A 26,833-nucleotide genomic window follows, 5' to 3' on the forward strand; every position below is an offset into this window, starting at 1 on the left:
GATTTTCCCCTCATCCGCCCCTTCGGGGCACCTTCTCCCCGGGGAGAAGGGGAGGTGTGCGAGAGCCGCAGCATCGCGGAGCCTCCCGTGAAACCCGCCCATGCCCATCTGCCCGGCTTGATGGACTGGGCTGCGCTGTTATTGCTCACCGTGCTGTGGGGATCGGCCTTTGCCTTTATCAAACACAGTGTGGAAACCCTGCCGCCCGGCGGGCTGATCTTCGTGCGCATCGCCCTGGCGGCCCTGTTGCTGGCGGGCTGGGCGCTGTTGCGCGGTCATCGCCTGCCGGCACTCAATGACAAGCGCTGGCTGTGGTTCGCGGGGCTGGGCTTTTTCGGGAATACCCTGCCCTTCTATCTGGTGAGCTGGGGCCAGCAATATATCGACAGCGCGCTGGCCGGCATTCTGGTCGCCACCATGCCGCTGGCGACGGTGGCGATGGCGCATGTCCTCGTGCCCGGCGAACACCTCACCCTGCGCCGCCTGACCGGCGTGTTCACGGGGTTTGCCGGTGTCGTCCTGCTGCTGGGACCGGCCGCGCTGACCGATCTGGGCGGCGCCGATGTCTGGGCCCAGCTGGGCGTCGTCGCGGCGGCGGTCTGTTATGGCATCAATGCGATCCTGGCGCGGCTGATCCCGCCGACCCCGCCCTCGGTCTCCGGCGCGGGCATGCTGATCTGCGGCGCGCTCTTCGCCCTGCCCATAGGATTGTTCGAACTGGCGCAGTCCGGACCGGTCGCCCCGACCGCCTGGCTGGCGGTCATCTGGCTGGCGGCCGGACCGACGGCGCTGGCCTCGGTCGTGCTGATGCAGGTGGCGGGCACGGCGGGACCCAACTTCCTCGCCATCGCCAACTATCTCACCCCGATCGCCGCGATGATCACCGGCGTGCTGATCGGCGAGACCATCGGCTGGCACGCCGTGCTCGCCCTCGCCGTCATCCTGACCGGTGTGTGGCTGGCCCGGAAGAGGGCCGCTGACACTCCGGCCCGCTGAAACTGGCCCGGCAGATCAGGGCCGTACCACCCACATGTGATCGACCGGTCCGTGGCCGGCTCCGAAACCCGGGGCGCGGCGGATGGCTTCGTGAAGATAGTCGCCGGCCTTGCGCACGGCCTCCGGCAGCGGCTCGCCGCCAGCCATCCGGGCCGCAATCGCCGAGGCCAGGGTGCAGCCGGTGCCATGGGTATGCTTCGTGCGGATGCGCGGACGTTCCATCAATTCCATACCGCGGGTGGAGACGAGCACATCGGTGACGGCATCGCCGGCGAGATGCCCGCCCTTCACCAGCGCCGCCTTGGCTCCCATGCCGACCAGCGCTTCGGCAGCCGCCAGCTGGCCCTGCACATCCTCCACCGTCAGCCCGGTCAGACGGGCCGCCTCGGCAGCGTTCGGCGTGACCAGTGTGGCCAGCGGTACAAGGCGCTCGCGGATCGCGGCCTCGGTGCCGTCATCGACCAGACGGTCGCCGGATGTGGCGATCATCACCGGGTCGAGCACCAGCGGCAGGGCCGGGTCGGCCGCTTCCAGCGCCGCGGCGACGAGTTCGACAATCTCCACTGTGGCCAGCATGCCGGTCTTCACGACATCGGCGCCGATATCGTCGAGCACGGCCCGGATCTGACCTTCAACGATGGCAAGGGGTACGGGATGGATGGCGCTGACGCCCAGCGTGTTCTGGACGGTGATCGCCGTGATCGCCGTCGCCGCATAGCCGCCCATGGCCGAGATCGCCTTGATGTCGGCCTGGATACCGGCGCCGCCGCCACTGTCGGAGCCGGCGATGACGAGCACCCGGCCGGCCGGTTCGTCTGCTTGCATGATGGATGTCCTGACTGGCTGGAAGGATCAGCGCTGCTGGAGTTCGCGCAGCCGGGCCCGCGCCCGGGCGGCCTCGGCGTCGGAGATGGCATAGGACGCCGCCTGCGAATAGAGCTCGCGCGCTTCGGCGGTGTCGCCCTGCTCGGCGCGCACTTCGGCCAGGGCGATCAAGGCCCGGAAATCGTCCGGGGCAAAGGCGAGCATCTGTTCATAGATGATGGCCGCCGGCTGCAGCTCGCCGGTCCGCGTCAGGCAGGCCGCGTGGCGGTGCAGGCTTTCATCATCCCAGGGATTTTCAGCGACGGCCGCGCCGGTCTCGGCACATTCGCCCGTGGCGCTGGACGCGGCGGCCGCGACCGGATTGGCCGGCACCGCTGCGCCGGAAGACGCGGGCGCATGGCTTTCCGGGGCAGGAGTTTGCTCCGCCGCGGGCTCATGCCCGGCCTCATCGGCCGGTGCGGGATCTGCCGGGGCATGACCGGTCGCTGCACCCGCGCCCGACGCGGCATGACTGACGGCATCTGCCGCCGGCTGGCCATGGCTTGCCGCAGTGCCGGTGCCGTGATCGCCGGGCGCCGGCGATGCCGTTGCGGGATCGGTCGCAGGCGCGTGAGAAGGCGCGGACGGCCGGGACGCCGCGGCGACCGGCGCATCCAGGCTGAAACTGACGAGCACGCCGCCCTGGCGCAGCTCGGCGCGGACATTCTGCCAGGCGGCGGCCTGGCCGAGTTCCACCAGCGCGCCATCGGCCACCGGGGTGATCGAGACACGGCTGACGAGGTCGGCCCGATAGGGCGACACCTCACGGGTGCGCACTGCGACGCCGCCGATCATCAGGCTGACGCGCCCGGCCGTCTGCGACAGCTCTGCCGATCGCGGCTGTTCGTCAAAGGCGAGCCAGACCTGACCGTTCAAGCCGTCGGCGCGGGTGAGAACATCGCGCAGTTCGGCGCTCGCCGGGCCGGCGACGAGCCCGGTGCAGAGCGTGGAGATAAGCAGGGCTCTGTGCATGCGTCCTTGTCCTCAACCTGTCGCGTACCGCAAGCCTGCTCCCGGCGTCTAACCGGCTACGGCGGCCTGCGCCGTCGTTACCGGCACGGCATTGCAGGCGTCATAGCCCAGCGCACCGATCAGCGTTCCGTCGGCTTCGCGAACCGACTCGTAGACATAACAGCCCTCGCCGAAGTCCGGAAAGACACCGCGCACGAATATCGGATCACCTTCCCCGAACAGCGCATCCGCCGAATCGAGCGGGCGCAGCGAGTTGATGGCCCGGCCCTCGTCACGCGTCGCACATTCCCAGGTCTGCGTGTCGGCATCGACGATCCGCACACCGGTCGCCCCGCCGCTCATCGTATAAGCCAGCGAGACATGGGCCGGCCGGTCGCCGAACTCGGCCAGGCAGGCATCGATGGCCGGCAGATAGCTCATGATATAGTTCGACCAGCGATCGTCCTGCGCCTGTTCCCGCGCGCAGCCGGCCTGGACCGTCTCGCCGATCCGCAGCGCCGCGAAATGCGTGAAGCCGCTTTCACCCGCCGCCTCGCAGGGGCCGGCCTGCAGCTGCAGCTCGGCCGGCTCGCCCGACGCCGTTGTGCCGTGGAAACGCCGGACGCCGCCTTCCAGATAGGGCATGGCAATCTGCAGATCCGCAGCCTGTTCGGTCCCGTCGGCATCGGCGAGAACCAGCGCGACACGGATGGCACCGCCGGTATCGTCCTGATAGGTCAGATCGCCCGACCAGCCCGACTGGCCGGTGAGCTGATAGCCGAAGCCGCGCGGCGCGCCACGCCGGTCGGCCCGCGGATGGTCGAAGACGGAACCGGCAACATCTTCCGGTACGCCGCCCACGCCCATCATGTCGCTACCGGTTGTCGCGCAGCCCGCCAGCAGCACCAGCGCTGCCATCGCCAGAAATCCCGTGACCTGCCGTCTCATGCCGTACCCCCTGCCTGGTCCACACGCGTCCTTATAGCGCCTGTGCGACTAGACGACACCGTCAAACCGCTTGGCCAGATAGTCGACGAAGGCGCGTACCCGGTGCGTCATGTAGCGGTTGGAGGGGAAGACCGCCCAGAGGAAGCGGTGTTCCGGCGCCCAGTCTGCGAGTACGTCGATCACTTCGCCGCGCTCAAGCGCATCGACGGCCGCCCAGCGCGGCGAACAGGCCACGCCCAGACCGGCCTTGGCCGCCGACACGGCCGCGACCGCACCGTTCAGAGAGAGGCGGCCATTGACGCGGACTTCGACCTCCTCGCCCTCGCGCTCGAATTTCAGCAATTGCGGGCTGGGCTTGTTGCGGTCGATGATCATGTCATGACGGGTGAGATCATCCGGATGCTGCGGCATCCCGTTGCGCTCGACATAGGCGGGCGACGCCACGCAGGACATGCAGGCCGGCGCCAGACGGCGGGCGATCAGGGCGCTGTCGGGCAGATTGCCGATCCGCACGCCGACATCGAACCCTTCATTGACCAGATCGACCATGCGGTCGGCCATCGACAGGCGCACATCGACCTTTGGCCATTCGGTCATGAAGTCGGCAATGATGGGGATCAGGCGGCGGGCGCCGAAATCGACCGGTGCGGTGACACGCAGCACGCCGGCCGGTGCCAGCCGCGCGCTCGCCACGCCTTCTTCCATCGCGTCATACTCATCAAGCCAGGGCTGGACGCGGTCGAGCAGGGCCGCGCCGGCATCGGTGAGACGGACCGAGCGGGTCGTGCGCTCGAACAGGCGGGCTTGCAAACGCTGCTCCAGCGCCGTGATCTGCTTGGACGCAGCGCCGGGCGTCATCGCCTCGCGATCGGCCGCCTTGGTGAAACTGCCCAGCTCGGCCACCGAGCAGAACAGGCGCAGGGCATCGATCCGGTCCATTTATTCCTCACCAGAAAGAGAAAGCTTCGATCCGGCATACTTATCCCTTGCGGGCGAAAATACCAGATTGCGGGCTCGACTTTCCGGAGTACCCCTCATGCCCCTCGGCCCGCTCTTTATCTCGCACGGCGCCCCCGACGTGCTGACCGTGCCCTCGCCCGCCCACGACGCCCTGAAAGCGCTCGGCCTGGCGCCGCAGACCCGCGCCGTCGCTGTCGTCTCGGCGCACTGGGAGACGGACGGCGCGGTCCGGGTCCAGTCGGCCGCGACACCGGACACGATCCACGACTTCCGCGGCTTCGGCCCGGTGCTGGAGCGCGCTGTCTATGCCGCCCCCGGATCGCCCAGCCTCGCGGCGATCACGCTGGATCTCCTGCGTGAAGCCGGTATCGACGCCGAAGCCGACCGCCGGCGCGGGCGCGATCACGGTGCCTGGATCCCGCTCGCCCTGATGCGTCCGGAAGCCGACATTCCGGTCTTCCAGATCAGCCTGCCCGGCAGTGACACGGCCGCCATCACGCTGGGCCGGGCGCTGGCGCCCCTCGCAGACCGCGGCGTCCAGATCATCGGATCGGGTTCGCTCACACACTCACTCCGCGCATCGCTCGGCGCGACCGAAGCCGCAGCGCCCCATCCCGGCGCCCAGGCTTTCCGCGACTGGATTGTGCCGAAAATCGCCAGCGGCGATGTGGAGGCGCTGACCGGCTGGCAGGACGCACCGCTGGCCGGCTTCAACCACCCGACGCCGGAACATTTCCGGCCACTGCTCGTGGCGATGGCCGCTGCGGGATTACCCGCCGCAGAACTGATCCACACGTCCTGGAGCCGCAGCGCCCTGGCGATGGATATCTGGCGGTTCGGCGGCTAAGGCATTTCCAGCAATTAGCGCCCCTGGACGCAGACGCGGAAATGCCGGCGCTCGAGCCGCACGGGCATGTCGAAATCGAGCAATTGCTGCGCACCGATGCTGCGCAGCAATTCTTCCGCCTGCGACCGCGCCTCACCGTCCAGTGAGGCCAGGAAATCGGTCACGCGCTGCAGCATCCACAGCGGGTAGGGAATGACGGCCCGGTCGGTCTCGACCACCGTGTCGCCATGGCCGATCCTCGCCTTGTGGAAGCCCAGTACACGCGGCACTTCCGCCACATCCGGGTTCTCGTCAGCCCAGGCCGCAAGGCGGTCCGCCGTGTCGATGAGAACGGGCAATTGCTGCGCAGCAAACATGCGCAGCATGGGCAGCAGGGTTTCCGGCAGATCGTCGCCCGCCGGCAGGAAGTCGCCGGTCAGCGCGTGCTGCGGCGCATGGCAGCGCAACGCCCAGTCGGCAACGCGCGGCGCCAGGCGGCGCATGATCTCGCCGGAGGCCGGATCGCGCAGCAAATGCGCATAGAGCGGCCCGAGAAAGCCATAATCGGCAATCGAGGGCCGCGAACCGAACAGGAAGTCATGCCGGGCCAGGTGTGCCTCGAACGCAGCCAGGAAAGCCTCATAGGCGGCCTCGACCGCCGGCACGCTGTCCGGATTGATGCCCAGCCCGGGCAGAGCCCCGGAAAAATACGCCACCGGCTTTGCGACACGCGCTCGTTGTTCTTCGGGCGGCAGATCGGGGAAGGAGAAGGCGCCGAACTCGCCATGGGCGAAGTCACGATTATAGGCCCAGCGATAGTGCATGGCCGGGATCACCAGCCACTCGTCGCCGAAGAGTTCGAGGATCAGAGCCGCCAGGCGCTGGCGCACACCGTCCGGATAGACCGACGGGCCCGGCTCGTGCTGCTCGACATAATCGATGATGTCGGTCGTGTCCTGCAGGGTGACGCCCGTGTCCGAGCCGTCATGGTGCACGACCACGGGAATAACCGACCAGCCGACCCGCGGCAGGATCTCGCTCTTGTAGACCTCGCGCGTCGACATCTCTTCGCGAAACGCCACATTCTTCCAGCGCAGATAGCCACGCACCTTGCCGGTATAAAGCGACACCGCCGCACCGATCAGCGTGTAAGTCATGCTCGCCTCCCATTGTGAGCATGACCAGACTAGCTTGGTTTCACGGAAGAAAAACCCGGCTTTCACTCTTCCGGTACGGCAACCTCGTACCAGTGCTGCACGGCGTCCCCGCCAACGATCTCGCCCGCGCGCCACCGCACCTCGTCCGGCGTGAGCAAGCCGCGATCGAGGGCCGATTTGAGCCAATCCTCATAGCGCCCACCGCGCTGGTCGAACCCGTCTTCCTTCATGGCGTGATAGAGCGCAGCGGCCAGCATGTGCATGCCGCCATCGGCCTGCCGCCAGCGCGTTGCCGGGTCGCGCGCCACACCGAGCCGTTCGGACACGATCTGGTCAAGCGCCTGCGTGGAATCCTCGTTCACCACGCCCGGAAAACTGTTGTAACCGAAAGCCGGGTCGTGGTTCTCGACGATGGAACGCATCCACGGGTCCGCCTGCAGGCCGGCAAGACGTACAAACAGGCTTTCATCTTCCAGGTCGAAGGGCGGATGCAGGATTTCGTGCGCCGCATTGCGCAGCTGGGTCTGCGGATCATAGCTGTGATGCGCCAGGAAGCGCTGGCCGTACACGCTGATTCCATAGGGCATTGAGAAGCACATCAGATCGATCTCGATCTGCGGTGACAGGCCCCGGCCGACCAGGCGCTCCTGCTGGGTGATGACGTCATGGGGAGCGAGCTGACGCTGCATCCCGGCGGCGGCGGCCTCGACCTGCGGGCGGCAGCGCTCATCATACCAGGCGCCATAGCCGAACGCCTTCAGGCCTTCCAGCACAACGACCATATCGGGCATGAGTGCAAAAATGGCCTCTGCGCGATCGGCATCCCAGCCCGGCGTCTCCTCAAGGTTCGGCCGGAGCCGCCCTTGCGGGTCACGAGCGGAGGCGACGATATCGTCGAGCGAACCGGTCGGACCGGCCGAGAGGATATTCGCCATGACCGGTCCCGTGAGAAGACCGCGCTCGACTCGCATGCCCCGATCAAGGCGGTCGAGCGCCCGGATGGTGCCTTCGGACAATCGCGGCCGCACGTCGGCGATGAGATCGGCGTAGATCTCCGACTGCATTGCGTCGCCTGACAGCACGCCGACCAGCAGGACGGCATCGAGTGCCGGTGACGGGCGGACGATCCATTCCGTGCCGTCGGGCTCGCTGACGGGCAGAGGCTGGGCCGTTGCGGCCGGAATCAGGACGAGAAGGGCGAGAAGCGGTGACAGCCGGAATTTCATGCGGACAACCTCGATATTTGGGCAATACGAGGAGCGATGGGAGCACGGCCGCCGGCGCGCCGTCTTGAACGGAATTGATGTCAGCCGGCGCGCAGGCTGCGCGGGGTCAGCCCGGTCGCCTCACGCAGGACACGGGTGAGATGCGGCTGGTCGGAAAAACCGGCCAGAACAGCAGCCTCGGCGATCCCCGCTCCCTCACGCAAGGCGGCCAGCGCCGTGCGTATCCGGCCTTCCCGCCGCAGTTTAATCGGCGTGGAGCCATACCAGTGCCGCACAATGCGGCCCGCGTGCTCGGCGGTTACGCCGGCACGGCTGGCGGCGCGATCGGCCGGCAGCCCGTCCATGATATCGGCCAGGAAACCGCCGACCCAGACGGGCGGTTGGGCCGGGACCCGGACAGCGCCCGAGGCCATCACCGCCTCGATCACACGATCCGGCCGGCTGCGGAACGCCTCCAGCAGGTCTTCATGATCGGCGATGTCGGTGACGCGATAACCGAGGCGGTCGGCCGTGTCGCGCGGCAGCGGAATGTTGACGACCCGGCCGCCTTCCGCGCCGAAGCGGTCGGCGTGGCAATGAAATGCGGGATGCACGACCAGCGTGCCAGGCACGCACCGAAAGCATCCGTCCAGGCTGGTTTCCTCGTACACGCCCTCGACGACGAGGGCGGCATACGCCTCGCGATGCCGATGGGCGCCAAGGCGGGCACCGCTTGCGAAGGTTTCCGCGGGCACCTGTCGCTCGCTCATCCCCTTGCATCCGGCTTGTGCGCGATCAGTTCCAGCACCATCGGTGTGGTCATCAAGGAGACCGGGTCCTGCTGGCGGGCGTGCAGGAAGAGGCGGAAAGCCTCGGCATCGTCCGGCGCGAGAAAGCCGAGTTCGACGAGCCGGTCGGGCGCTTGTTCGAGCCAGGCGATGGGCCAGCTCCAGATCCAGTCGCCGGGCCGCGCGGCATGGATGACCGGCGTCATCGGCCCGAGTTCCCAGCCCTGGTTGGACAGGATGGCCGGCAGGCGGCGCGCGATCTCCGGGTCACCGCCGAAATGGAGCCAGCTCTGGCGCACCGCCTCGATGAAGCGCTCGAAGACCGGTTCGCACGGCTCGATGCGGAAGCTGCGATAGTCGACATATTCCTGGGCGATGAAGGTGCCGCCGGGTTTCAGCGCCCTGTCGATGCCGGCGATCACGCCGGGCACGTTGGGCACGAAGGACAGGCACCAGCGCGACCAGACCGCGTCGCAGACGGCCTCGGGCCAGTCGACATCGGCCAGATCGCTCTCGATGGTCTCGATATTGGAGAGCCCGCGCTGCCGGGCGCCGTCGCGCAAGGCGGCGAGGAAGGCCGGGGCCTGGTCGACCGCGATGACGCGGCCTCCAGGTCCGACCAGCCGGGCCAGATCGAAAGCGGCATAGCCGGGGCCGGCGCCGACATCCATCACCGTCATGCCCGGCCTCAGCCCCGCGCGGCGCCAGCCGGCCAGCGCGGTTTCGCGCCAGATTGCATGCTGCTGACCCAGCCGGGCAATTTCCACGGCATCGGTCCCGATGATGTAATCGTCCTCTTCGAGGCGGGCGTTGCTCATCTCGGTCTCCTGCATCGAGCGCATAGAGACTAGAGCATTTTCAGCAGAAGTGGGGACCGGTTCAGTGGTTCGAAAATGCGACCGCTAAGGACCCGGCATTTTCAGCTGAAGCGGGGACCGGTTCTGCGGTTCGAAAATGCGACCGCTCAAAAGACCGGAGCCATTTCATCGTGATCGATCGCGATGAAATGGCTCTGGGACCGATGCGGCCTCTGCGGCCACCCGGAAACTGCGCCCCCCGGCGCCCCCGGTTCAGCGAACTGTTTCGCTGTCCTTGATGATCGTCTTGAGCACCGGAACCACCAGCCCGGCCTCCTGCCGCCACGCGACATAGTCCGCAGTCTCGGACGCGGTCCGGTAGCTGTTCCACGCCGCCCAGCCGAGTGCGCCGGTCAACGCGAAGGCAACAGCCCAGATCGCGAATGCGACGGAGCGCATCCGTGACGGCCAGTGATATTCGGTTCTCTGCAACATCGGGTGTAGTCCTGCCCCGCAACGCCCCAAGCGCCTGTTGGAGCGCATAGTGACGCCCCGCATGGTTAACGCACCGAATATTGTATTAACCCTGTTTTTACGCCTCTTAACGGCCGGGATTCTTGCACCAATTCAGCGCGTTGAGCGCGATTTATAGATTATGCAAGCGACATCCGGATTTCCCTCGCAGGGGGAATTCGGCGAAAAAAGCTTTATGCAGGGATCTTGACCGGCCAATCCGGACTGCAGGGACAAGAACGCTTCGCCCAAAAGCACCAACCGCCCGTCCCCGGCTCGCAAGGAGCAGGGAGGCGGGCGGCCGTGTTGCTTCCGGTCGGGTTTTGACACCCTGTCCTTTAGCGCACCCCGATCAGCGGACCGGGGCCAGCGAACCCCCGAGAGGGTCGGCTGTAATCGCGGCTTCCTGGTCACCGCCCTTGCAGGCGGATCAGTCTCTCCGGTGCGGAAGAGCGTCGAGCTGGGTGTCCTTGCGGATCCTGGCTTTCGGCCTGGCCTGGGGGAACCCGCCCTTTCGGGCCTGTTCCGGGGCCGCTCGTCCGGTCGCCGGTCCTTGCGGACCGTCTCCCCTGGAGCCTTCTTTTCCGGCGATCCCCGGGCCCGGAGGCCCGCTTCGGTCGCTGTCGATGGATTGAGTAGACCACCACACCGCGGGTCCGGCAACGCACGAAACACCTCGTTTCGTGGACAAGTCGGCACAATCGGTGGAAAGGCTTTCGCTTTCTGTGGAAATCCTGGTGAAAACTTCCAACACCCCGAAAACACGCCCCGAATAGCGGCAAAGAAAAGCCGGCGCAACTCGCATTGCACCGGCTTCTACAGTCTTTATGCAGTCGCGCCCTAGGCGGCTACGGCTTCCTTGGTGCCGAAGCGGCCGTAGAAGGTCTCGCCCTTCTCGGCCATCTCCTTGAGGAGAGCCGGCACCTTGAACTGGTCGCCATACCTGGCTTCGAGTTCTTCGGCGCGCTTCACGAAGGCCTTGGCGCCCACCGTGTCGATGAAGGACAGCGTACCGCCGGTATAGGGCGCAAAGCCCCAGCCCAGGATCGAGCCGACATCGGCTTCACGCGGATCGGCGACGATTTCCTCTTCCATGCAGCGCGCCGCTTCCAGCGCCTGGGTGTAGAGGATGCGGTCCTTGACCTCATCGGCCGTCGGCTGTTCGGCAGAATACTGGCCGCCCGGCGCAAACTGCTCCAGCTCCGGCCAGAGGCGTTTCGGCTGGCCCTTCTCGGACGGGTAGTCGTAGAAGCCCTTGCCGTTCTTGCGGCCCAGACGGTCATAGTCCTCGACCATCTTGAACAGGATCGGCTCGGTGCCGCTGGGCTGATACTTGTCGCCCAGATCGGCCTTTGTCTGCTTGATCAGCTTCACGCCGAGATCCAGCGCCACCTCGTCCTGCAGGGAGAGCGGACCAACCGGCATGCCGGCCATCTTGGCGGCATTCTCGATCAGCGCCGGCTTGACGCCCTCGCCCAGCATTTTCAGGCCTTCGCCGACATAGCGCATGACGCAACGATTGGCGTAGAAGCCGCGCGTATCGGCCACGACGATCGGCGTCTTCTTGATCTTGGTGACGAAATCGATCGCACGCGACAGGGCATAATCGCCGGTTTCGCCGCCCATGATGATCTCGACCAGATTCATCTTCTCGACCGGCGAGAAGAAGTGGATGCCGATGAAATTGGCCGGACGGGCCGAGGCCTTGGCCAGATCGGTGATCGGAATGGACGAGGTGTTCGAGCCGAACACGGCCGTCTCGCCGATCTGCTCTTCAGCCATCTTGGTGATCTTGGCCTTGAGTTCGGAGTTCTCGAACACCGCCTCGACGACCAGATCGACATCCTTGATCAGGGTGTAGTCGGTGGTCGGCGTGATCAGGGCCGCCAGGGCGTCGGCCTTGTCCTGGGTCAGCTTGCCGCGCGCGACACCTTTCTCGAAATGATCGGTGCAGTGCTTCTTGCCCTTTTCGGCGCCTTCCTGGGTGGCGTCGATCAGCACGATCTCGATACCCGCCTGGGCCGAGACCGTGGCGATGCCCGCACCCATGAAGCCGGCGCCGATGATGGCGATCTTCTTGATATCCGCCTTGGACTGGCTGGCCGGACGGCGGCCGCCCTTGTCCAGGTCCTGCTTGGACAGGAAGATCGAGCGGATCATGTTGCGGCTTTCCGGGCGCAGCAAAAGCTTGGTGAAATACCGGCTCTCGATGCGGATCGCCTGGTCCATGGAGACCTGGGAACCTTCATAGACGCAGGACAGGATATAGCGCTGGGCGGGATAGTTGCCGTAGGTGTTCTTGCGCAGCATCGGCGACGCGGCACCGAAGACCTGGGCGCCGGCCGGATGGTAGGGGCCGCCGCCTGGGAATTTGAACTTGTCGCCATCCCAGGGCTGTTTCGCCCCCTTGGGGTCTTCCTTGACGATCTCCTTGGCCTTCGCGACCAGCTCGGCCAGCGGTACGACGGCATCGGCAATGCCCAGGCCCTGGGCCTTGGCCGCATCGAGCTGCTGGCCCTGCAGCAGCACCGGCGCGGCATTCATCACGCCGACCAGACGCGGCAGGCGCTGGGTGCCGCCACCGCCCGGCAGCACGCCGACCATGGCTTCCGGCAGGCCCAGCTTGGCCTTGGGATTGTCGGACGGCATGACCCGGTAATGGCAGGCCAGCGCGATCTCGAACCCGCCGCCAAGGGCAAGGCCGTTGATCGCCGCAGCAATCGGCTTGCCGCAGGTTTCCAGCGCGCGGAAGGTCTTGTTGAGACGGAAGCACTGTTCGAACAGTTTCTGCTTCATCTCCTCTTCCGGCAGCTTGGCCAGCGCGTCATTCGCCCCGCCCAGCTCGGACAGGTCGGCGCCGGCGCAGAACGCGTCCTTGCCGGAGGTGATGACGACACCCTTGATGTTGTCGTCCTCGATGATGGTCTTCGTCAGTGCGTCGAAGTCGTCCATGACATCGGCGGAGATGACATTCATCGACTTGCCCGGACTGTCGAACGTGACCAGGGCAATGCCGTCTTTATCGGTTTCCAGTGTGAAGTTTTTCATCTTTGCTAGTCCTCTAGCTCAGAACCAAGAACGAATGGCCCTTGGACATCCTTGCTTGACGTCCAAACGATATAACCAACCCAACGCTCGCCATCTCTGGTGCACCGAACCAGGTATTCCGTGCTGCCATCAAAACGACGCCTATAGTTGAACTCGCCACATCCTCGGATTCTGTTTTGTGCAAGTGCAATTGAAATTTCGGCTGATGCGTGTGCGACCCAAGGCCCAGGATATTGCTCCTCTACGCTCATCTCCGCTCGCTCTTCTTGGTTACCGCAAGCAAACAGAACGACCGTCAGGCAGCATATCGCGAGTACGTTAGGTCGCATCGCACCTACACCCGCTCGATGATCGTCGCGGTGCCCATGCCGCCGCCGACACAGAGCGTGGTCAGCGCGGTGGACTTGCCGGAGCGTTCCAGCTCGTCGAGCACGGTGCCCAGGATCATCGCGCCGGTGGCCCCCAGCGGGTGACCCATGGCAATGGCGCCGCCATTCACATTCATCTTGGAATGGTCGATCTCATAGGCCTGCATCAGGCGCAGCACGACGGCGGCGAAAGCCTCGTTCAGCTCCCACAGGTCGATGTCCGACGCGTTCATGCCGGCTTTCTTGAGCACTTTCTCGGTCACCGGGACCGGGCCGGTCAGCATGATGGTCGGTTCCGAACCGATCGACGCCATGGCGCGGATGCGGGCGCGCGGCTTGAGGCCCGCTCTCTCGCCGGCTTCCTTCGAGCCGACCAGCACCATGCCGGAGCCGTCGACGATGCCGGAGGAATTGCCGCCCGTGTGGACCCAGTTGAGGTATTCCACTTCCGGATAGCGCTGGGTGGCGACCGCTTCGAAGCCGACGAAATCGGACAGGTCCTTGAAGGCCGACTTCAGCGAGCCCAGGCCCTGCATGTCGGTGTCCGGACGCATGTGCTCGTCATGGTCGAGAATGGTGACACCGAGCTGGTCCTTTACCGGCACGACCGATTTGGCGAACCGCTTCTCGGCCCAGGCGCGGGCGGCGCGCTTCTGGCTTTCCACCGCATAGGCATCGACATCGTCGCGGGAGAAACCGTACTTGGTGGCGATCAGGTCGGCCGAGACGCCCTGCGGCACGATATAATGGTCGAATGAGATTTCCGGGTCGGAGCCCATCGCACCGCCATCCGAACCCATCGGCACGCGCGACATGGCTTCCACGCCGCCGCCAATGGCGAAATCGGCCTCGCCGGACATCACCTTGGCCGCGGCGACATTCACCGCTTCCAGGCCCGAGGCGCAGAACCGGTTGATCTGGTAGCCGGCGGTCGTCTCGGCATAGTTGGCGTTGATCACGGCCGAACGCGAGATGTTCGCGCCCTGCTCACCCACCGGCGAGACAACGCCCATGATCACATCGTCGACCAGGGAGGTGTCGAGATTGTTGCGGTCACGGATCGCCTCGAGCTGCTGGGTGGCCAGCTGCAGCGCGGTGATCTCGTTGAGCGCTCCGTTTTTCTTCTTGCCCCGCGGCGTTCGCGTGGCGTCGTAGATATAGGCTTCGGTCATCTTGGCTTCCTTTCCCTTTGCGGGCTGGTTTCCTTTATCGACTCTGGACGCACTTCCGTCCTCTCCCTCGATGGGGGAGGGGGACCACGGCGCAGCCGTGGTGGAGGGGGTGGGGGCGAGGTATTTGCTTGTTCTTCGTCACCGGGCTTCACCCCTTCCGACCCGGCGCTACGCGCCGGCCCACCTTCCCCATCAAGGGGAAGGATGAATTCCATTCGCTACTCATCCTCATCGTCCTCCTGGTCTTCGACCATGTGGAAGGCGACGGCGTGTTCGCCGCGTTCGTTGAGGGCGTGGGCCAGACGCAGGCGCTCCTCGACCGGCTTGTTCTGGGAGAGCTTGGCCTTGCCCTCCAGGCGGTTGATCTCGAACTCGAAGGCCTGGATGCCGGCCTCGAGGCGGGCCCGGCGCTTGGGATCGATATCGGTGATCCGCCACTCCGCCTCGAAATCGGCGATCTGCGAGGACAGCGAACGCTCGGCCTCCTCGCCGTCCAGCGGCACCAGGGTTCCGAAAGCGTGCACCGCGACATAATTCCAGGTCGGTACATTGACCGACGGGTTGGCGTACCAGGTCGGCGAGACATAGGCGTGCGGGCCGGAGAAGACGGCGATCGCCTCCCTGCCCTGGCGGATCGCCTCGGCCATCGGATTGGCCGCCGCGACATGGCCGATCAGCACCTGGCGCTCATCGGCCAGTTTGAGCGGTATGTGCGTCGCCGCCAGGTCCGGCATGCCCGGCACCAGCATCAGCGCAAAGTCATAGGTGCGCATCACCGAGCGCATCTCGGACTCATCGGTCATGCGGAAGGCGGGCGGGATGTACATCAGACGGACTCCGGCGCAGACAATCTGCCTTTGCTTCGGATCAGGCCATAAACGATGAGCGCCGCGACCAGTGTCGGCAGAGCCCCAGAAGCAACTTGAATAGCCGTCATCTCGGCGTCAAAGCGCAAAATGCCAATAAATGCGATACTCCCCGCCAAGGCAGGCAACAAGGTCAGCGTTGCAAATCCGGCAACGAACGCCGCGGGCGCTTTCCAGGCATCAAGAGCACGGCCACAGCCCCATACGGCGCAAGCGACAATCAAGAGATGGACGATGATCGCTATCGTCTCACCATGAGACCAGAAGTTCGGCGAAGCACTGCCCCAGCGCGTGAATCCACCCTGAAGCACCATGACATCGGCGAGGGGAAAGTAGTCCTGTGCCGAAATGCCGATCTCTTGCGGATTGCCCAAACTTCCCAAATCCACCGGCTCGAATCCGCCCGAAGACGAGCGAGTGTTCGCCGATTGAGTCGCCAGCCTTGAAAAGAAAAGCGCGACCATCTGGTCGACAGCTGCAACGAGAGCAACCGGCGACATCCCGGCGGCGAAGGAGCTCCACTGGTTTCGGGAGAGACCAAACATCATGGCGCTTCCATACCTACAGCGTCCTCGCGATCAGCAGTTTCATGATCTCGTTGGTGCCGCCATAGATGCGCTGGACGCGGCTGTCGCGCCACATGCGGGCGATGGGGTATTCATTCATGTAGCCATAGCCGCCGTGCAGCTGCACGCATTCATCGATCACCTCGTTCTGGGCATCGGAGACCCAGTATTTGGCCATCGAGGCGGTGGCGGCATCCAGCTCGCCCTTCATCAGGCGTTCGGAACAATGGTGGACGAAGACCTCGGCGAGGGTCGCCTTGGTCTTGCATTCGGCGAGCTTGAACTGGGTGTTCTGGAATTTCAGCACCGGCCGGCCGAAAGCCTCGCGTTCCTTGACGTAATTGATCGTCTCATGGAGCGCGCGCTTCATGGCGCCGACGCCCTGCACCGCGATCTGCAGGCGCTCCTGCGGCAATTGCTGCATCAGCTGGATGAAGCCCTGCCCCTCTTCCGGGCCCAGCAGGGCGTCCGCCGGCACCCACATGTCCTCGAAGAAGAGCTCGGCCGTGTCCTGGGCCTTCATGCCGACCTTGTCCAGGAGGCGGCCGCGCTTGAAACCCTCGACCTTGTCGGTCTCGACCATGAAGAGCGAGACACCGTCGAACCCCTTGTTCGGGTCGGTCTTGGCGACAACGATCACGAAATTCGCCGAGCCGCCATTGGTGATGAAGGTCTTGGAGCCGTTGATACGGTAGCCATTGCCGTCCTTGACGGCGGTCGTCTTGACGTTCTGCAGGTCCGAGCCCGTGCCCGGCTCGCTCATTGCGATGGCACCGATCAGCTCGCCGGAGACCATGCGCGGCAGGATGGAGGTTTTCTGTTCGTGCGAACCGTAATGGATGACGTAGGGCGCAATGATGGAGTTGTGCAGGCCGACGCCCCAGCCGGACGCGCCCACTTCTGCCCCCGCCGTGTGGAAGACGTATTCATGGCCCCAGTCGCCGCCGGCCCCACCATATTCCTCGGGCACGGACGGACACAGGATCCCGGCCTCGCCGGCCTTGGTCCAGATCGCGCGATCGACCATGCCGGCCTTTTCCCAGGCCTCGGCATTGGGCACGCATTCGCGCGCCATGAAGCCGCGCACGGCATCCTCGAAAATGCGTACATCCTCGCGTTCGAGAAAATCCGGCCGCGGTACGTTGAGCGGGTCCTGAAACATCAACCATCCTCCCCAGGGGTCATTCTTGTGCTTGTTGTATGCCGGCGCCGCGTATCGGCGGCGCGACAGGCGGGCCGTTTCTTCACGAACGGTCCCGCCCGGTCAGCCGTTTGCCTAGAAGGCCTCTTCTTCCAGCGCCATCATCGTGTCGGCGCCGGCTTCGACCTTGGCCAGGTGCATCGCCGCTTCCGGGACCCAGCGGTCGAGGAAATAGCGGCCGGTCTTCAGCTTGGCGGCATAGATCGGATCGGTGTCGCCCGCCGCGATCTTCGCCGAAGCCGTCTTGGCCATGCGGGCCCACATATAGGCCAGGCAGGTCAGGCCGAAGAGGTTGAGATAGTCGTGGCTGCCTGCGCCGGCATGATCGAAATTGTTCAGCGCATTATTCATCAGCCAGTCGGTGGCCTGCTTCAGCTTGCCCTTGCAGCCGGCAACGGCATCGACGAAAGCCTGCGTCTCGTCATTGCCGCCTTCGGCGACGAAGGCATCGATCTCGGCAAAGAAGGAGGTGATCGGGCGCATGCCGTTCATCGCCAGCTTGCGGCCGACCAGGTCGAGCGCCTGGATACCGTTCGTGCCTTCATAGATCATGGTGATGCGGGCATCGCGCAGCAGCTGGGACGCGCCCCACTCCTCGGTGAAGCCGGAGCCGCCATGCACCTGCAGGCCGTTGGAGACCATGTCATAGCCCTTGCCGGTGAGGTAGGACTTCACGATCGGGGTCAGCAGCGCCATGTAATCGCCGGCCTTTTCGCGCACGGCCGGATCGTCGGACTTCTCTTCCAGATCGCCCTGCAGCGCGGTCCACAGCGCAAAGCAGCGCGCGCCTTCCACAAAGCATTTCTGGTCCATCAGCATGCGGCGCACATCCGGGTGCACAATGATCGGATCGGCCGGGCCGTCCTGGTTCTTCGGACCGGTCAGGGAGCGGCCCTGCAGGCGATCCTTCGCGAAGGCGAGGGATTGCTGATAGGCGGCTTCGGCAATGGCATAGCCCTGCAGGCCGACACCGAGCCGGGCTTCGTTCATCATGATAAACATGACTTTCAGGCCCTTGTTCTCCTCGCCCACGAGCCAGCCGGTCGCCTCGTCATAGTCCATGACGCAGGTGGCATTGCCATGAATGCCCATCTTCTCTTCCAGGCCGCCGCACTTCAGCGTGTTGCGCTCGCCGGGATCGCCGTTTTCGTCCGGGATGAATTTCGGCACGACGAAGAGCGAGATGCCCTTCACGCCGTCCGGCGCGCCCTCGATACGGGCCAGGACGAGATGGACGATATTCTCAGCCATGTCGTGCTCGCCGGAGGAGATCCAGATCTTCTGGCCGGTGATCTTGTAGGACCCATCGGCCTGCGGCACGGCCTTGGTGCGCAGAAGGCCCAGATCGGTGCCGCAATGCGGCTCGGTCAGGTTCATCGTCCCGCCCCACTGGCAGGAGATCATCTTGGGCAAATAGAGCCGTTTCTGCTCGTCCGTGCCGGCGGCGGCCAGCGCGGCGGCGGCGCCCAGAGTGAGACCCGGATACATGCCGAACGCCATATTGGCCGACGACACCATCTCGTTGACGGCCAGGTTCAGCACGTGCGGCAGGCCCTGCCCGCCATATTCCGGATCAGACGACAGGGCCGTCCAGCCGCCTTCGGCCATCTGCTTGAACGCATCCTTGAAACCGGTCGGCGTTTTCACATTGCCGTCGGCATCGCGCGTACAGCCTTCCACATCGCCGACCTTGTTGAGCGGCGCAAGCACGCCCTCGGTGAACTTGGCCCCTTCCTCGAGGATGGCGTCGACCGTGTCGGTGTCGGCATCGGCGAAGCCGGGCAGGCTGGAATACTGGGCGATATCGAGCACGTCGTGCAGGACAAAACGCTGGTCACGGACCGGGGCGCGGTAGGAGGCAGTCATGGATAAGGTCTCCGAAGGGGCGTTATGAGGTTCTCGGAACGGGTTGTTGTTCGGGTCAGCCGGCGCTCACCCCCGACCAGGGGTCGAGGCGCGCCTGGGCCAGCGCCTCGAAGGCGCGGGCTCGGCGGCGGACATCGTCCGGCGGCGTACGGTCTTCCAGGCGCTCGCGCATCCAGTCGAGGCCAGCCTGGAGTTCGGCGATGGCGCGCTCGACATCCTCGCGCTGGCGCTTGAGCACTTCGATACGGCCGACAAAGCGGTCGATCGCCGGCTCAAGGCGCTCGCGGCCGCCGCGGTCGATCGCCTCGAGATCGAGGATTTCCTTGATCTCGTCGAGGGCGAAGCCGACGCGCTTGCCGCGCAGGATGAGTTCGACCCGGGCCCGGTCGGCGGCGGAATAGATCCGCGCCGCGCCGCGACGATCCGGATTGATCATCCCTTTCTGTTCGTAAAAGCGCAGGGTGCGCGGGGTCACGCCGAACTCGTGAGCGAGCTCGCGGATGGTGAATTCGGAATCGGGAGCGACCGGTTTGACCATGGAGTGAATGGTGTTCACAAACTTACGCGAACGTCAACGTCAAATCTGTGACATCGGGCAATTCTGTGGCAGACCCGCCTTTGCCCTTCCATCGCGGCGCCACTCACGGCAAAGTCGCACCATGCCGATCCTTGACCGTTCTTTCGCGTATGCCCTCGGGGCCCTGTCCACCCTGCTCGCCGCCGCCCAGCCCGGGCTGGCGCTGCAGGCCGGTGAAACCCAGCCGGACCCGGGCTTTTCCATTCTCGATCCGGATGCGGAACAGGACGAGGCAACGTCTCCCGCCACGAACGAAGCCCCGGCCGCCGCGCAAGCCGCCATCGCGGGGCCCTGGCTGGATCGCGAACACTATCTCCAGGCCCGCGGCAATCGCAGCGACGCCGTGATCCGGACCCGCTGGCGGGTCGAGACCGTCTCGGTCGAGGGCGAAGATATCGGGACCGAACAGCGCGAGATCGTCATCGGCGACGGCTACGCGACGGAGCCGGGATCGAGCGAGGACCGCACGATCCAGGACTTCGCGACCGGACGCACGCTCACCCGGATCCAGTCCTTGGACGGCCCGGTCATGCGCAACACGCCGATCGTCGCTCACGTTCATCGCCAGATGAATACATTCGCCTTCTACACCCAGGGCGGCGAGCTGAACGAGGTAACCGGTCCGGGCGGCATCCAGTTCGAGCGCTTCTGGATCGAGGCCGCCATGGGGGTGCGCCTGTCCAGCGTCGACCTGCTGGTCGAGATCGATGACGAGGGCCATACCGGCGTGCGGCGCTCGGCGCTGGGCAGCGAGATTTTCGGCTTCGACATCGACAATACCGGCACGCGCGAACAAGCCGAGCTGTTCCGCGCCTGGATGCGCCACGCCCTGGCGGTCCACCCCGACGCCCTTGCCGCACTCGATCCCGAATTCGGCATTCCGGAGCGTTTCAGCTTTGTCGTGTTCAGCCCTTCGAGCCCGGCGGGCCGGCGCGAGACCTGGACCCGGCTCAATGCCAGCACGGGCGAAGCCGCCTTCCCCTGGCCCGAGAACGTCCCGCCCGCCCCGGCGGAAGGCTATGAGGTCGCCAATCCGGCGACGACGCGCCTGCTCGCAGCGGGGCTCGAAGCCATGCGCGCACCGGCCGCGGCCCGGCCGACCGATTCCACCTTCATCGCCGCATCCCAGGCCGCCCAGCGCCGCGCCGACATGGCCGGCGCCTATCTCGCACTCTACCAGTCCGGCCACCATTCCGGCCCCTGCCAGCCCCGTTCGCCCCGGCCGCTGTGCAATCGTTTCAGCCAGATCACGGCCGCCGGCATCGGCAATGCCGAGTTCGAGACCCTGTCCTCGGCGATGGCGGCAATGAGCGAGAACCCGGCCGCCGCGCTGGATACTTTCCGCACCCATCTGCACCGCGATGCCTTTGCCGGTGCAGCCGCCCATGCACTCGCCGCCCAGACCGTCGCCGCCCTGCGCACGACCGATGGCGAAGCCGCAACCGACCTCGATCCGATGGCCCTGTTTGCCGACAGCGCAGAGGATGACCCCCACGCCCCGCTGACCTACTGGCATGCCGGCCGGTATGCCGCCGGGGCCGGCGATGTCGAGTCGGCCTGGCTGCTGTTCGACCTCGCCCGCGCCCTGCCCGCCGACGGACCGCTTCCCATCACACAGGAGGCGACGGCAATGCAGGAACAATTGCGGACACTTGCGCCCGGTTTCTTCGGTCCCGCCCAACAGCGTTAATACGGTAATCCACACATTTTACGGCGCGTTAACCGAGTCAGAGCCTTGTGTTGACTCATGAAATTGGCTTGTGGGTCAACGCCTGCGATTCGGTGTGGAAACACTACATCTTGGGTCCCGGGCTTCGGTTTACACAATATTAACCGCAGAATAGCGTGGAGCGGTTAGGTTTGAGCGAGCGATTCGGAATGTCGTCCAGTGGTCCTTGGAGCGTGAAAGGGATCGATCCCCGCGCCCGGGCGCGCGCCAAAACCGCGGCGCGTCGCGAGGGACTGACGCTGGGCGAATGGATCAACCGTGTCATCCTTGACGGTTCCGACCCGTCCAACCCGCAATGGGACGATGCGCTGGAGGCCTATCCGGGCTTCGGCGGCGGCTCGGCCCTGAGCGAGGAGGATGACCGTCTGCTGCGCGCCATGGTGAACCGCCTTACCGAGCGCGTTGAATCCTCCGAAAAACTCTCCGCCCGCACCCTGTCCGGCATCGACAAGGCGATCACCCAGCTGGCCGACAAGATCAGCAAGAATGGCGAGCGCTACAGCGCCGAGCTGGCCGCGGCCCAGGAAAGCCTGGAACGCGTCCGCAAGGGCCAGGACGAGCTGGGCGACCGCGTCCGCTCTCTGGAAACCACGCCGCCGGGCTCCGGTTCCACCGAGGATGTGCGCGCGGTCGAGACCACCATCATGAAGCTGGCGCGCCGGCTCTATGAGCACGAGAACGATACCGCCGCGCGGCTGCACGCCGTCGACGAGGACACACGCTCCGTCTCCGAAACGCTGGAAGCCCGCCTCGCCCGGCTGGAAGCGCGCGCCGAGGACACGGTCGACCGCAATCGCAAGCGCGACGACGAGACCGCCCGCACGATCAACGGCCTGCGCACCGTCACCGAGACCCTGAAGGCCCGCGTCGAGGGCGCCGAACGCATCACCAATGACGCCGCGCGTGCTCTGGAGAGCTCGGTCGCCCGTCTCGACGATCGCATGCGGAATCTTGAGACCCGCAATTCCGGCGACACGGTCGAACTGGAACGCCGTTTCGAACGCCTGTCCGACGATGTCGCGCGGATCATCGCCGAAACCCGCAGCCAGGTCGCCCAGGCCGTGTCCGGTGCCGCCTCCGAGCCGCGCATCGACCGTCTTGAGGATGCCCTCACCCGGGCGATGACCCGGATGGACGAGGCCGAGCGCCGCCAGGGCGACAACATGTCCCGGCTGGGCCGCGAGATCACCAAGCTGGCCGGTGCCATCGACCGCCGCCTCAGCGAGAGCGAGCGCCGCTCTGCCGAAGCCCTGCGCGAGAGCCAGTCCGAGAGCAAGCTGGACCGCCGCCTCGACGCGGTGCGCCAGGAAAGCCGCGACGCAATCAAGCAGATGGGCGAGGACGTCACCCGTCTGGGCCGTTCGCTGGCCGACCGGATCGAGCAGTCCGAACGCCGCGCCAATACGGTCGTCGAGACGGCGACCGACCGCATGGCGGAGATGATCGAGAAGTTCGACACCCACCGCACCGCCCGCGAGGAAGATCTCGAGGACCGCCTGCGCCAGTCCGAAGAGCGCACGGCCAAGCGGATCGAGGATGCGCTGGGCAGTGTCCAGGAACGCATGGCATCGGTACGCTCGGAGACCGAAGAGGCCCTCTCCCCGGTCCAGCGCGCAATGTCTGCCCTCGCCGACCGCCTCGAAGCCATCGAGGGTCGTCAGGCGCCCAAGTCCGACCCCGCCGATACGCCCGCCGACAGCGCTGACGAGGTAGAAGAGGACATTGATTTCGACACGCCGCTCGGCCCGCCGCCGCAGGCCGAAACGCCGGCCGGCGACTTCGACGATGGCGAAAACGATCCTTTCCTGGCCGAGATGAATGCCCAGCCGGCACCGCGCCCGCAGCGGCCGGCCGAGCCGCAGCCGGAACGCCCGCGCCGCCGCCGCGCCCGTGCCGAGACTGCACCGGCAGACGCCGTGCTTGCCCAGCCGGCTCCGGTCCAGCCGCAACAGCCGCCGGCCCGCCGTCCGCGCCCGTCCGGACGTCTGGGCGCCACGGCCGATGCCGACTTCCTCGCCGCCGCCCGCGAACGCACCCGCTCGACCGCCTATCACCCGGGCGCCGACACGCCGCAGCGCCAGTCCCGCATGGGCCGGCTGGCGCTCTATGCCCTGCCCGTGATCGCCCTGGTCATGCTCACCGGCGCCGGTGTGATCCTGGTCTGGGAAGCGATGCAGGGTGACAGCGAACGCGAGACCGCCAATGCCGCGGTCGAGCGCGACTTCATCGCCCAGGTCGAGGCCGGCTTCTCCAGCGAGGCCGGTGCCGCCACGACTGCAACGGGACCGGAGCAGGCCGACACCCCGCCCGCCGGAACCCAGACCGCTGACGCGTCCGAAGCCGTCACGCCGCCGGCCGAAGCGCCTGTCGCCAACGAGCCGCCCGCCCGCGAGCCCGCCGCCACACGTGAACCGGCGACGCCGCCGGCGAATGCGGTTGCCGATGCATCCGGCACCGTCATGCCGGCCAGCGAACCGGTCAGCACGCCGGAACCGGCCGCCGCGCCGGCAACGGGCAGCGCCACCGGCCGGATGACGCTGGAAAGCGCCGCCTCGGAAGGCCATCCCGTCGCCCGCTACCAGCTGGGCCTGCAGGCGCTGGAAAGCGGCGACGCCGAAACCGCCGCCATCCTGCTGCGCCGCGCCGCCGAACAGGGTGTGCCGGCGGCCCAATACCGCTACGCCAAACTGCTGGAAACCGGCGAAGGCGTCGAACAGGATCTGGAAGACGCCCGCCGCTGGACCGAGCGCGCCGCCAATGCCGGCCATCGCCGCGCCATGCACAATCTGGGTGTGATGTACTATTATGGCACCGGCGTTGCGGAGAATATCGAGACCGCGGCGCGCTGGTTCCAGGAGGCCGCCTTGCTTGGGCTGCGGGATTCCCAGTTCAATCTTGCCCTGCTCTACGAGTCCGGCGACGGCGTGCCGCTGAGCCTGCCGGACGCTTATGCCTGGTTCACGATCGCCTCGATGACGGGCAGCGATCCGACCGCCGGCGAACGCGCCCGCGCCGTATCCGAACAGCTCGACCCGGCGGCCCTGGCGGAAGCCCAGGCGACGGCCGACGGCTTCACCCCGCGCCCGCTCGATGCCGAGGCCAACGGGCTCTACAACAATCTGCCCTGGGACCGCACGGTGACCACGGATACCGCCCAGGTCCGCCGCGCCCAGGGCTTCCTGTCGGTGCTCGGCTATGCGCCGGGTCCGATCGATGGCGAGATGGGCGGCCGCACCCGCGACGCCATCATGGCTTTCGAAGCCGATCAAGGCCTGCCCCGCACCGGACGTGTCGACGCTGTTCTCATCGAACGGCTCGAGCGTGCGGCCGCGGGCTAGTCCGGCGGTGCAGATCTACCTCCCGATCGCGGAAATTTCGGTCAACGTCTTCGTGCTGCTCGGTCTCGGGACCGGGGTCGGGTTCCTGTCGGGCATGTTCGGCGTGGGCGGCGGCTTCCTGATGACGCCGCTGCTCTTCTTCATCGGCATTCCGCCCGCCGTCGCCGTGTCGACCCAGGCCAACCAGATCTGCGCCTCTTCCGCCTCCGGCGCCCTGGCCCACTGGAAACGCAAGACGCTCGACCTCAAGATGGGCCTCCTCCTGCTGGCCGGCGGCTCGGCCGGCTCGATCCTCGGCGTCCAGCTGTTCGCCTATCTGCGCAGCCTGGGCCAGATCGACCTCTTCATCTCGCTCTCCTATGTCGGCTTCCTGGGGATTATCGGCGGGCTGATGTTCCTGGAAAGCGTGCGCGCCATCCTGCGCCGCAATGCCGGCGGGGCCCGCCGCGCCGGTACCGGTGGCGGCCGCCGTCGCCGCACCTGGATCGACCGCCTGCCCTTCAAGATGCGCTTCCCGACATCGGGCCTCTACATCTCGGTCATCCCGCCCGTCGCCATCGGCGTCCTGGTCGGCACCCTGGCCGCCATCATGGGCGTGGGCGGCGGCTTCGTGATGGTGCCGGCGATGATCTACATCCTGCGCATGCCGACCAATGTCGTCGTCGGCACCTCGCTGTTCCAGATCCTGTTCGTCACCGCCCTGACCACCGTTCTGCAGGCCGGCCAGAACCAGACAGTCGATATCGTCCTGGCGATGCTGCTCACCGTCGGCGGCGTGGTCGGCGCCCAGTTCGGCGCCCGCGCCGGGCGTCACATGAAGGCCGAGGAATTGCGCGCCCTGCTGGCCTTCATGGTCCTTGCGGTCTGCCTGAAACTGGGCTGGGATCTTGTGGTCACGCCGGCCGACCTGTTCGAGGTCATGCAGCACGGGCGCGAGGGGCTGTGAGATGATCGGCGCCCTCCTCTTCTCGCTCGCCCTGCAAGGCCAGCCCACCCTCCTGACCAGCGAACCGCCCAGCATCGTCGCGGCGCTGACCCATGAGACCGTCGAGATCCGCGAGGACTTCTCCGGCCAGGAACTCGTGCTCTACGGCGCCACACGCGGCATGACCATCCAGGACGAGATCGTCGTCGTGCTGCGCGGCCCGGCGCGCGATCTGCGGGTGATGGAAAAGCAGCGCAATTTCGGCATCTGGGTCAATTCCGCACCGCTCGAATTCGAGAACATCCCCAGCTATTACGCCATCGCGACCTCGCTGCCGCTGGAGGAAATCGCGACGCCGGAGAGTCTGGCCGGATCGGGCATCGGCCTGCCCGCCACGCTCGCCATCCGCGCCGCGCCGACCGCTGCGGAAACAGAGCGCGATATCCGCCCCTATCTCGACGCGATCGGCCGCGCCGGAAGCCGCAACAATCTCTACGCCGAAGCCCAGCGCGGCGTGGAGGTCCTCGATGGCGGCCTGTTCCGCGCCACCATCTCCCTGCCGCCCCTGACGCCGGTCGGCAATTACGTCGCCGAGGTCTATCTCTTCCGCGACGGCCGCGCCGTGGCCAGCCGCTCGGCCAGCCTGCGCGTGGAAAAGGCCGGCCTGGAACGCTTCGTCTACGAGTTTGCCCATGACTGGCCCTGGCTGTACGGCCTGTTCTGCGTCGTCCTGGCCGTCCTCGCCGGCTATGCCGGCTATCTCGCCTTCAACCGCCGCTAAGCGGGCAGACGCACTTTCTCTTCTTCCACCACCTCGCGCCGCTTCCCCCGGCCTTGTGCCGGGGCCCGGTTGAGCCTCCTCCTGAAACGCCGCCAGGTCCCGGAACAGGTCCGGGGAAAGCGGACGTGCGCATTTCAACCTCTTCCATTTTTCCCGGCCACCCGCTTTCGCGGGCGCAGGCTTCAGCCTGCGCAGGCAGGCTGCAGATCCGGGATCTGCTTTGCTGCGTGAAGCGTGAGCCGCGTCCAGCCGGTCCCGGACAGCGCTGCGCGCTTCCGGGAAAAATCGTGTGTGTTTGCAGATGAGGAAGCACGAAACCCTCCACGGCGCTGTGCGCCTGGAGCGATGAGAGGGGTGCGGGATGCACGGCGGACATCGTGTCCGGATTTGA

At 66.2% G+C, this 26,833-nt stretch carries 22 protein-coding genes; 6 read left to right on the plus strand and 16 right to left on the minus strand.

Annotated features, from left to right (window positions below):
* Nucleotides 1-87: 87 nt before the first annotated feature.
* Nucleotides 88-996: a DMT family transporter gene (locus ABJO18_RS09965; protein ID WP_348508390.1), complete on the plus strand. Its 909-nt coding sequence runs from the start codon at nucleotides 88-90 to the stop codon at nucleotides 994-996.
* 15 nt (nucleotides 997-1,011) lie between these two features.
* On the opposite strand, the gene thiD is transcribed toward ABJO18_RS09965, so the two are convergent.
* The 4 genes from thiD to ABJO18_RS09985 are packed head-to-tail and all read right to left on the minus strand — an operon-like array spanning nucleotide 1,012 to nucleotide 4,698.
* Nucleotides 1,012-1,821, minus strand: a complete 810-nt coding sequence (gene thiD, locus ABJO18_RS09970; RefSeq protein WP_348515864.1) for a bifunctional hydroxymethylpyrimidine kinase/phosphomethylpyrimidine kinase — start codon at nucleotides 1,819-1,821, stop codon at nucleotides 1,012-1,014.
* Between the two features lie 27 nt (nucleotides 1,822-1,848).
* Complete coding sequence (locus ABJO18_RS09975; RefSeq protein ID WP_348507501.1) at nucleotides 1,849-2,832, minus strand: tetratricopeptide repeat protein; 984 nt, start codon at nucleotides 2,830-2,832, stop codon at nucleotides 1,849-1,851.
* Between the two features lie 48 nt (nucleotides 2,833-2,880).
* Nucleotides 2,881-3,759, minus strand: coding sequence for a hypothetical protein (locus ABJO18_RS09980; RefSeq protein WP_348507500.1), 879 nt, complete (start codon nucleotides 3,757-3,759; stop codon nucleotides 2,881-2,883).
* A 48-nt stretch (nucleotides 3,760-3,807) separates the two neighbouring features.
* Nucleotides 3,808-4,698 carry a LysR family transcriptional regulator gene (locus ABJO18_RS09985; protein WP_348507499.1) on the minus strand — a complete coding sequence of 297 codons (891 nt, stop codon included), beginning with the start codon at nucleotides 4,696-4,698 and terminating at the stop codon, nucleotides 3,808-3,810.
* A 97-nt stretch (nucleotides 4,699-4,795) separates the two neighbouring features.
* On the opposite strand from ABJO18_RS09985, the gene ABJO18_RS09990 reads away from it, so the two are divergent.
* On the plus strand, nucleotides 4,796-5,566 hold the full coding sequence (locus tag ABJO18_RS09990; protein ID WP_348507498.1) for a class III extradiol ring-cleavage dioxygenase: 771 nt from the start codon (nucleotides 4,796-4,798) through the stop codon (nucleotides 5,564-5,566).
* Between the two features lie 14 nt (nucleotides 5,567-5,580).
* Here ABJO18_RS09990 and ABJO18_RS09995 read toward each other — a convergent pair whose 3' ends face one another.
* From ABJO18_RS09995 to ABJO18_RS10050, 12 genes are all read right to left on the minus strand, one after another.
* Complete coding sequence (locus ABJO18_RS09995; RefSeq protein ID WP_348507497.1) at nucleotides 5,581-6,702, minus strand: glutathione S-transferase family protein; 1,122 nt, start codon at nucleotides 6,700-6,702, stop codon at nucleotides 5,581-5,583.
* Nucleotides 6,703-6,764: 62 nt separating this feature from the next.
* Nucleotides 6,765-7,928, minus strand: a complete 1,164-nt coding sequence (locus tag ABJO18_RS10000; protein WP_348507496.1) for a hypothetical protein — start codon at nucleotides 7,926-7,928, stop codon at nucleotides 6,765-6,767.
* A gap of 80 nt (nucleotides 7,929-8,008) precedes the next feature.
* A complete protein-coding gene (locus tag ABJO18_RS10005) occupies nucleotides 8,009-8,677 on the minus strand; it encodes a helix-turn-helix domain-containing protein (protein WP_348515865.1) in 669 nt (222 codons plus the stop codon).
* A complete protein-coding gene (locus tag ABJO18_RS10010; protein ID WP_348506830.1) occupies nucleotides 8,674-9,513 on the minus strand; it encodes a methyltransferase domain-containing protein in 840 nt (279 codons plus the stop codon). The genes ABJO18_RS10005 and ABJO18_RS10010 overlap by 4 nt, the downstream gene beginning before the upstream one ends.
* Nucleotides 9,514-9,765: 252 nt before the next feature.
* Complete coding sequence (locus tag ABJO18_RS10015; RefSeq protein ID WP_348506831.1) at nucleotides 9,766-9,987, minus strand: hypothetical protein; 222 nt, start codon at nucleotides 9,985-9,987, stop codon at nucleotides 9,766-9,768.
* 858 nt (nucleotides 9,988-10,845) lie between these two features.
* Nucleotides 10,846-13,053: a 3-hydroxyacyl-CoA dehydrogenase NAD-binding domain-containing protein gene (locus ABJO18_RS10020; RefSeq protein ID WP_348506832.1), complete on the minus strand. Its 2,208-nt coding sequence runs from the start codon at nucleotides 13,051-13,053 to the stop codon at nucleotides 10,846-10,848.
* Between the two features lie 334 nt (nucleotides 13,054-13,387).
* Nucleotides 13,388-14,593 (minus strand): acetyl-CoA C-acetyltransferase, encoded by a 1,206-nt coding sequence (locus tag ABJO18_RS10025; protein ID WP_348506833.1) that lies wholly within the window; start codon nucleotides 14,591-14,593, stop codon nucleotides 13,388-13,390.
* Between the two features lie 218 nt (nucleotides 14,594-14,811).
* The gene (locus tag ABJO18_RS10030) at nucleotides 14,812-15,420 is read right to left on the minus strand and encodes an FMN-binding negative transcriptional regulator (RefSeq protein WP_348506834.1); all 609 of its coding nucleotides are present in this window, start codon (nucleotides 15,418-15,420) and stop codon (nucleotides 14,812-14,814) included.
* Nucleotides 15,420-16,007, minus strand: coding sequence for a hypothetical protein (locus ABJO18_RS10035; protein WP_348506835.1), 588 nt, complete (start codon nucleotides 16,005-16,007; stop codon nucleotides 15,420-15,422). The genes ABJO18_RS10030 and ABJO18_RS10035 overlap by 1 nt, the downstream gene beginning before the upstream one ends.
* Before the next feature lie 13 nt (nucleotides 16,008-16,020).
* Nucleotides 16,021-17,187: an acyl-CoA dehydrogenase family protein gene (locus ABJO18_RS10040; protein ID WP_348506836.1), complete on the minus strand. Its 1,167-nt coding sequence runs from the start codon at nucleotides 17,185-17,187 to the stop codon at nucleotides 16,021-16,023.
* A gap of 114 nt (nucleotides 17,188-17,301) precedes the next feature.
* Nucleotides 17,302-19,092, minus strand: coding sequence for an acyl-CoA dehydrogenase C-terminal domain-containing protein (locus ABJO18_RS10045; RefSeq protein WP_348506837.1), 1,791 nt, complete (start codon nucleotides 19,090-19,092; stop codon nucleotides 17,302-17,304).
* A gap of 55 nt (nucleotides 19,093-19,147) precedes the next feature.
* A complete protein-coding gene (locus ABJO18_RS10050; RefSeq protein ID WP_271186473.1) occupies nucleotides 19,148-19,630 on the minus strand; it encodes a MerR family DNA-binding transcriptional regulator in 483 nt (160 codons plus the stop codon).
* Between the two features lie 121 nt (nucleotides 19,631-19,751).
* On the opposite strand from ABJO18_RS10050, the gene ABJO18_RS10055 reads away from it, so the two are divergent.
* The 4 genes from ABJO18_RS10055 to ABJO18_RS10070 all read left to right on the plus strand — a co-directional run bounded on the left by ABJO18_RS10055 (nucleotide 19,752) and on the right by ABJO18_RS10070 (nucleotide 26,442).
* Nucleotides 19,752-21,359 (plus strand): hypothetical protein, encoded by a 1,608-nt coding sequence (locus ABJO18_RS10055; protein WP_348515866.1) that lies wholly within the window; start codon nucleotides 19,752-19,754, stop codon nucleotides 21,357-21,359.
* 188 nt (nucleotides 21,360-21,547) lie between these two features.
* Nucleotides 21,548-24,736 carry a peptidoglycan-binding protein gene (locus tag ABJO18_RS10060; RefSeq protein ID WP_348515867.1) on the plus strand — a complete coding sequence of 1,063 codons (3,189 nt, stop codon included), beginning with the start codon at nucleotides 21,548-21,550 and terminating at the stop codon, nucleotides 24,734-24,736.
* Nucleotides 24,737-24,743: 7 nt separating this feature from the next.
* Nucleotides 24,744-25,682, plus strand: a complete 939-nt coding sequence (locus tag ABJO18_RS10065) for a sulfite exporter TauE/SafE family protein (protein WP_348509594.1) — start codon at nucleotides 24,744-24,746, stop codon at nucleotides 25,680-25,682.
* A 1-nt stretch (nucleotide 25,683) separates the two neighbouring features.
* Nucleotides 25,684-26,442 carry a TIGR02186 family protein gene (locus ABJO18_RS10070; protein ID WP_348509595.1) on the plus strand — a complete coding sequence of 253 codons (759 nt, stop codon included), beginning with the start codon at nucleotides 25,684-25,686 and terminating at the stop codon, nucleotides 26,440-26,442.
* The last annotated feature ends 391 nt before the right edge of the window (nucleotides 26,443-26,833 follow it).

The sequence above is a fragment of the Maricaulis sp. genome (assembly GCF_039978735.1).
In the GTDB taxonomy this organism is placed as follows: domain Bacteria; phylum Pseudomonadota; class Alphaproteobacteria; order Caulobacterales; family Maricaulaceae; genus Maricaulis.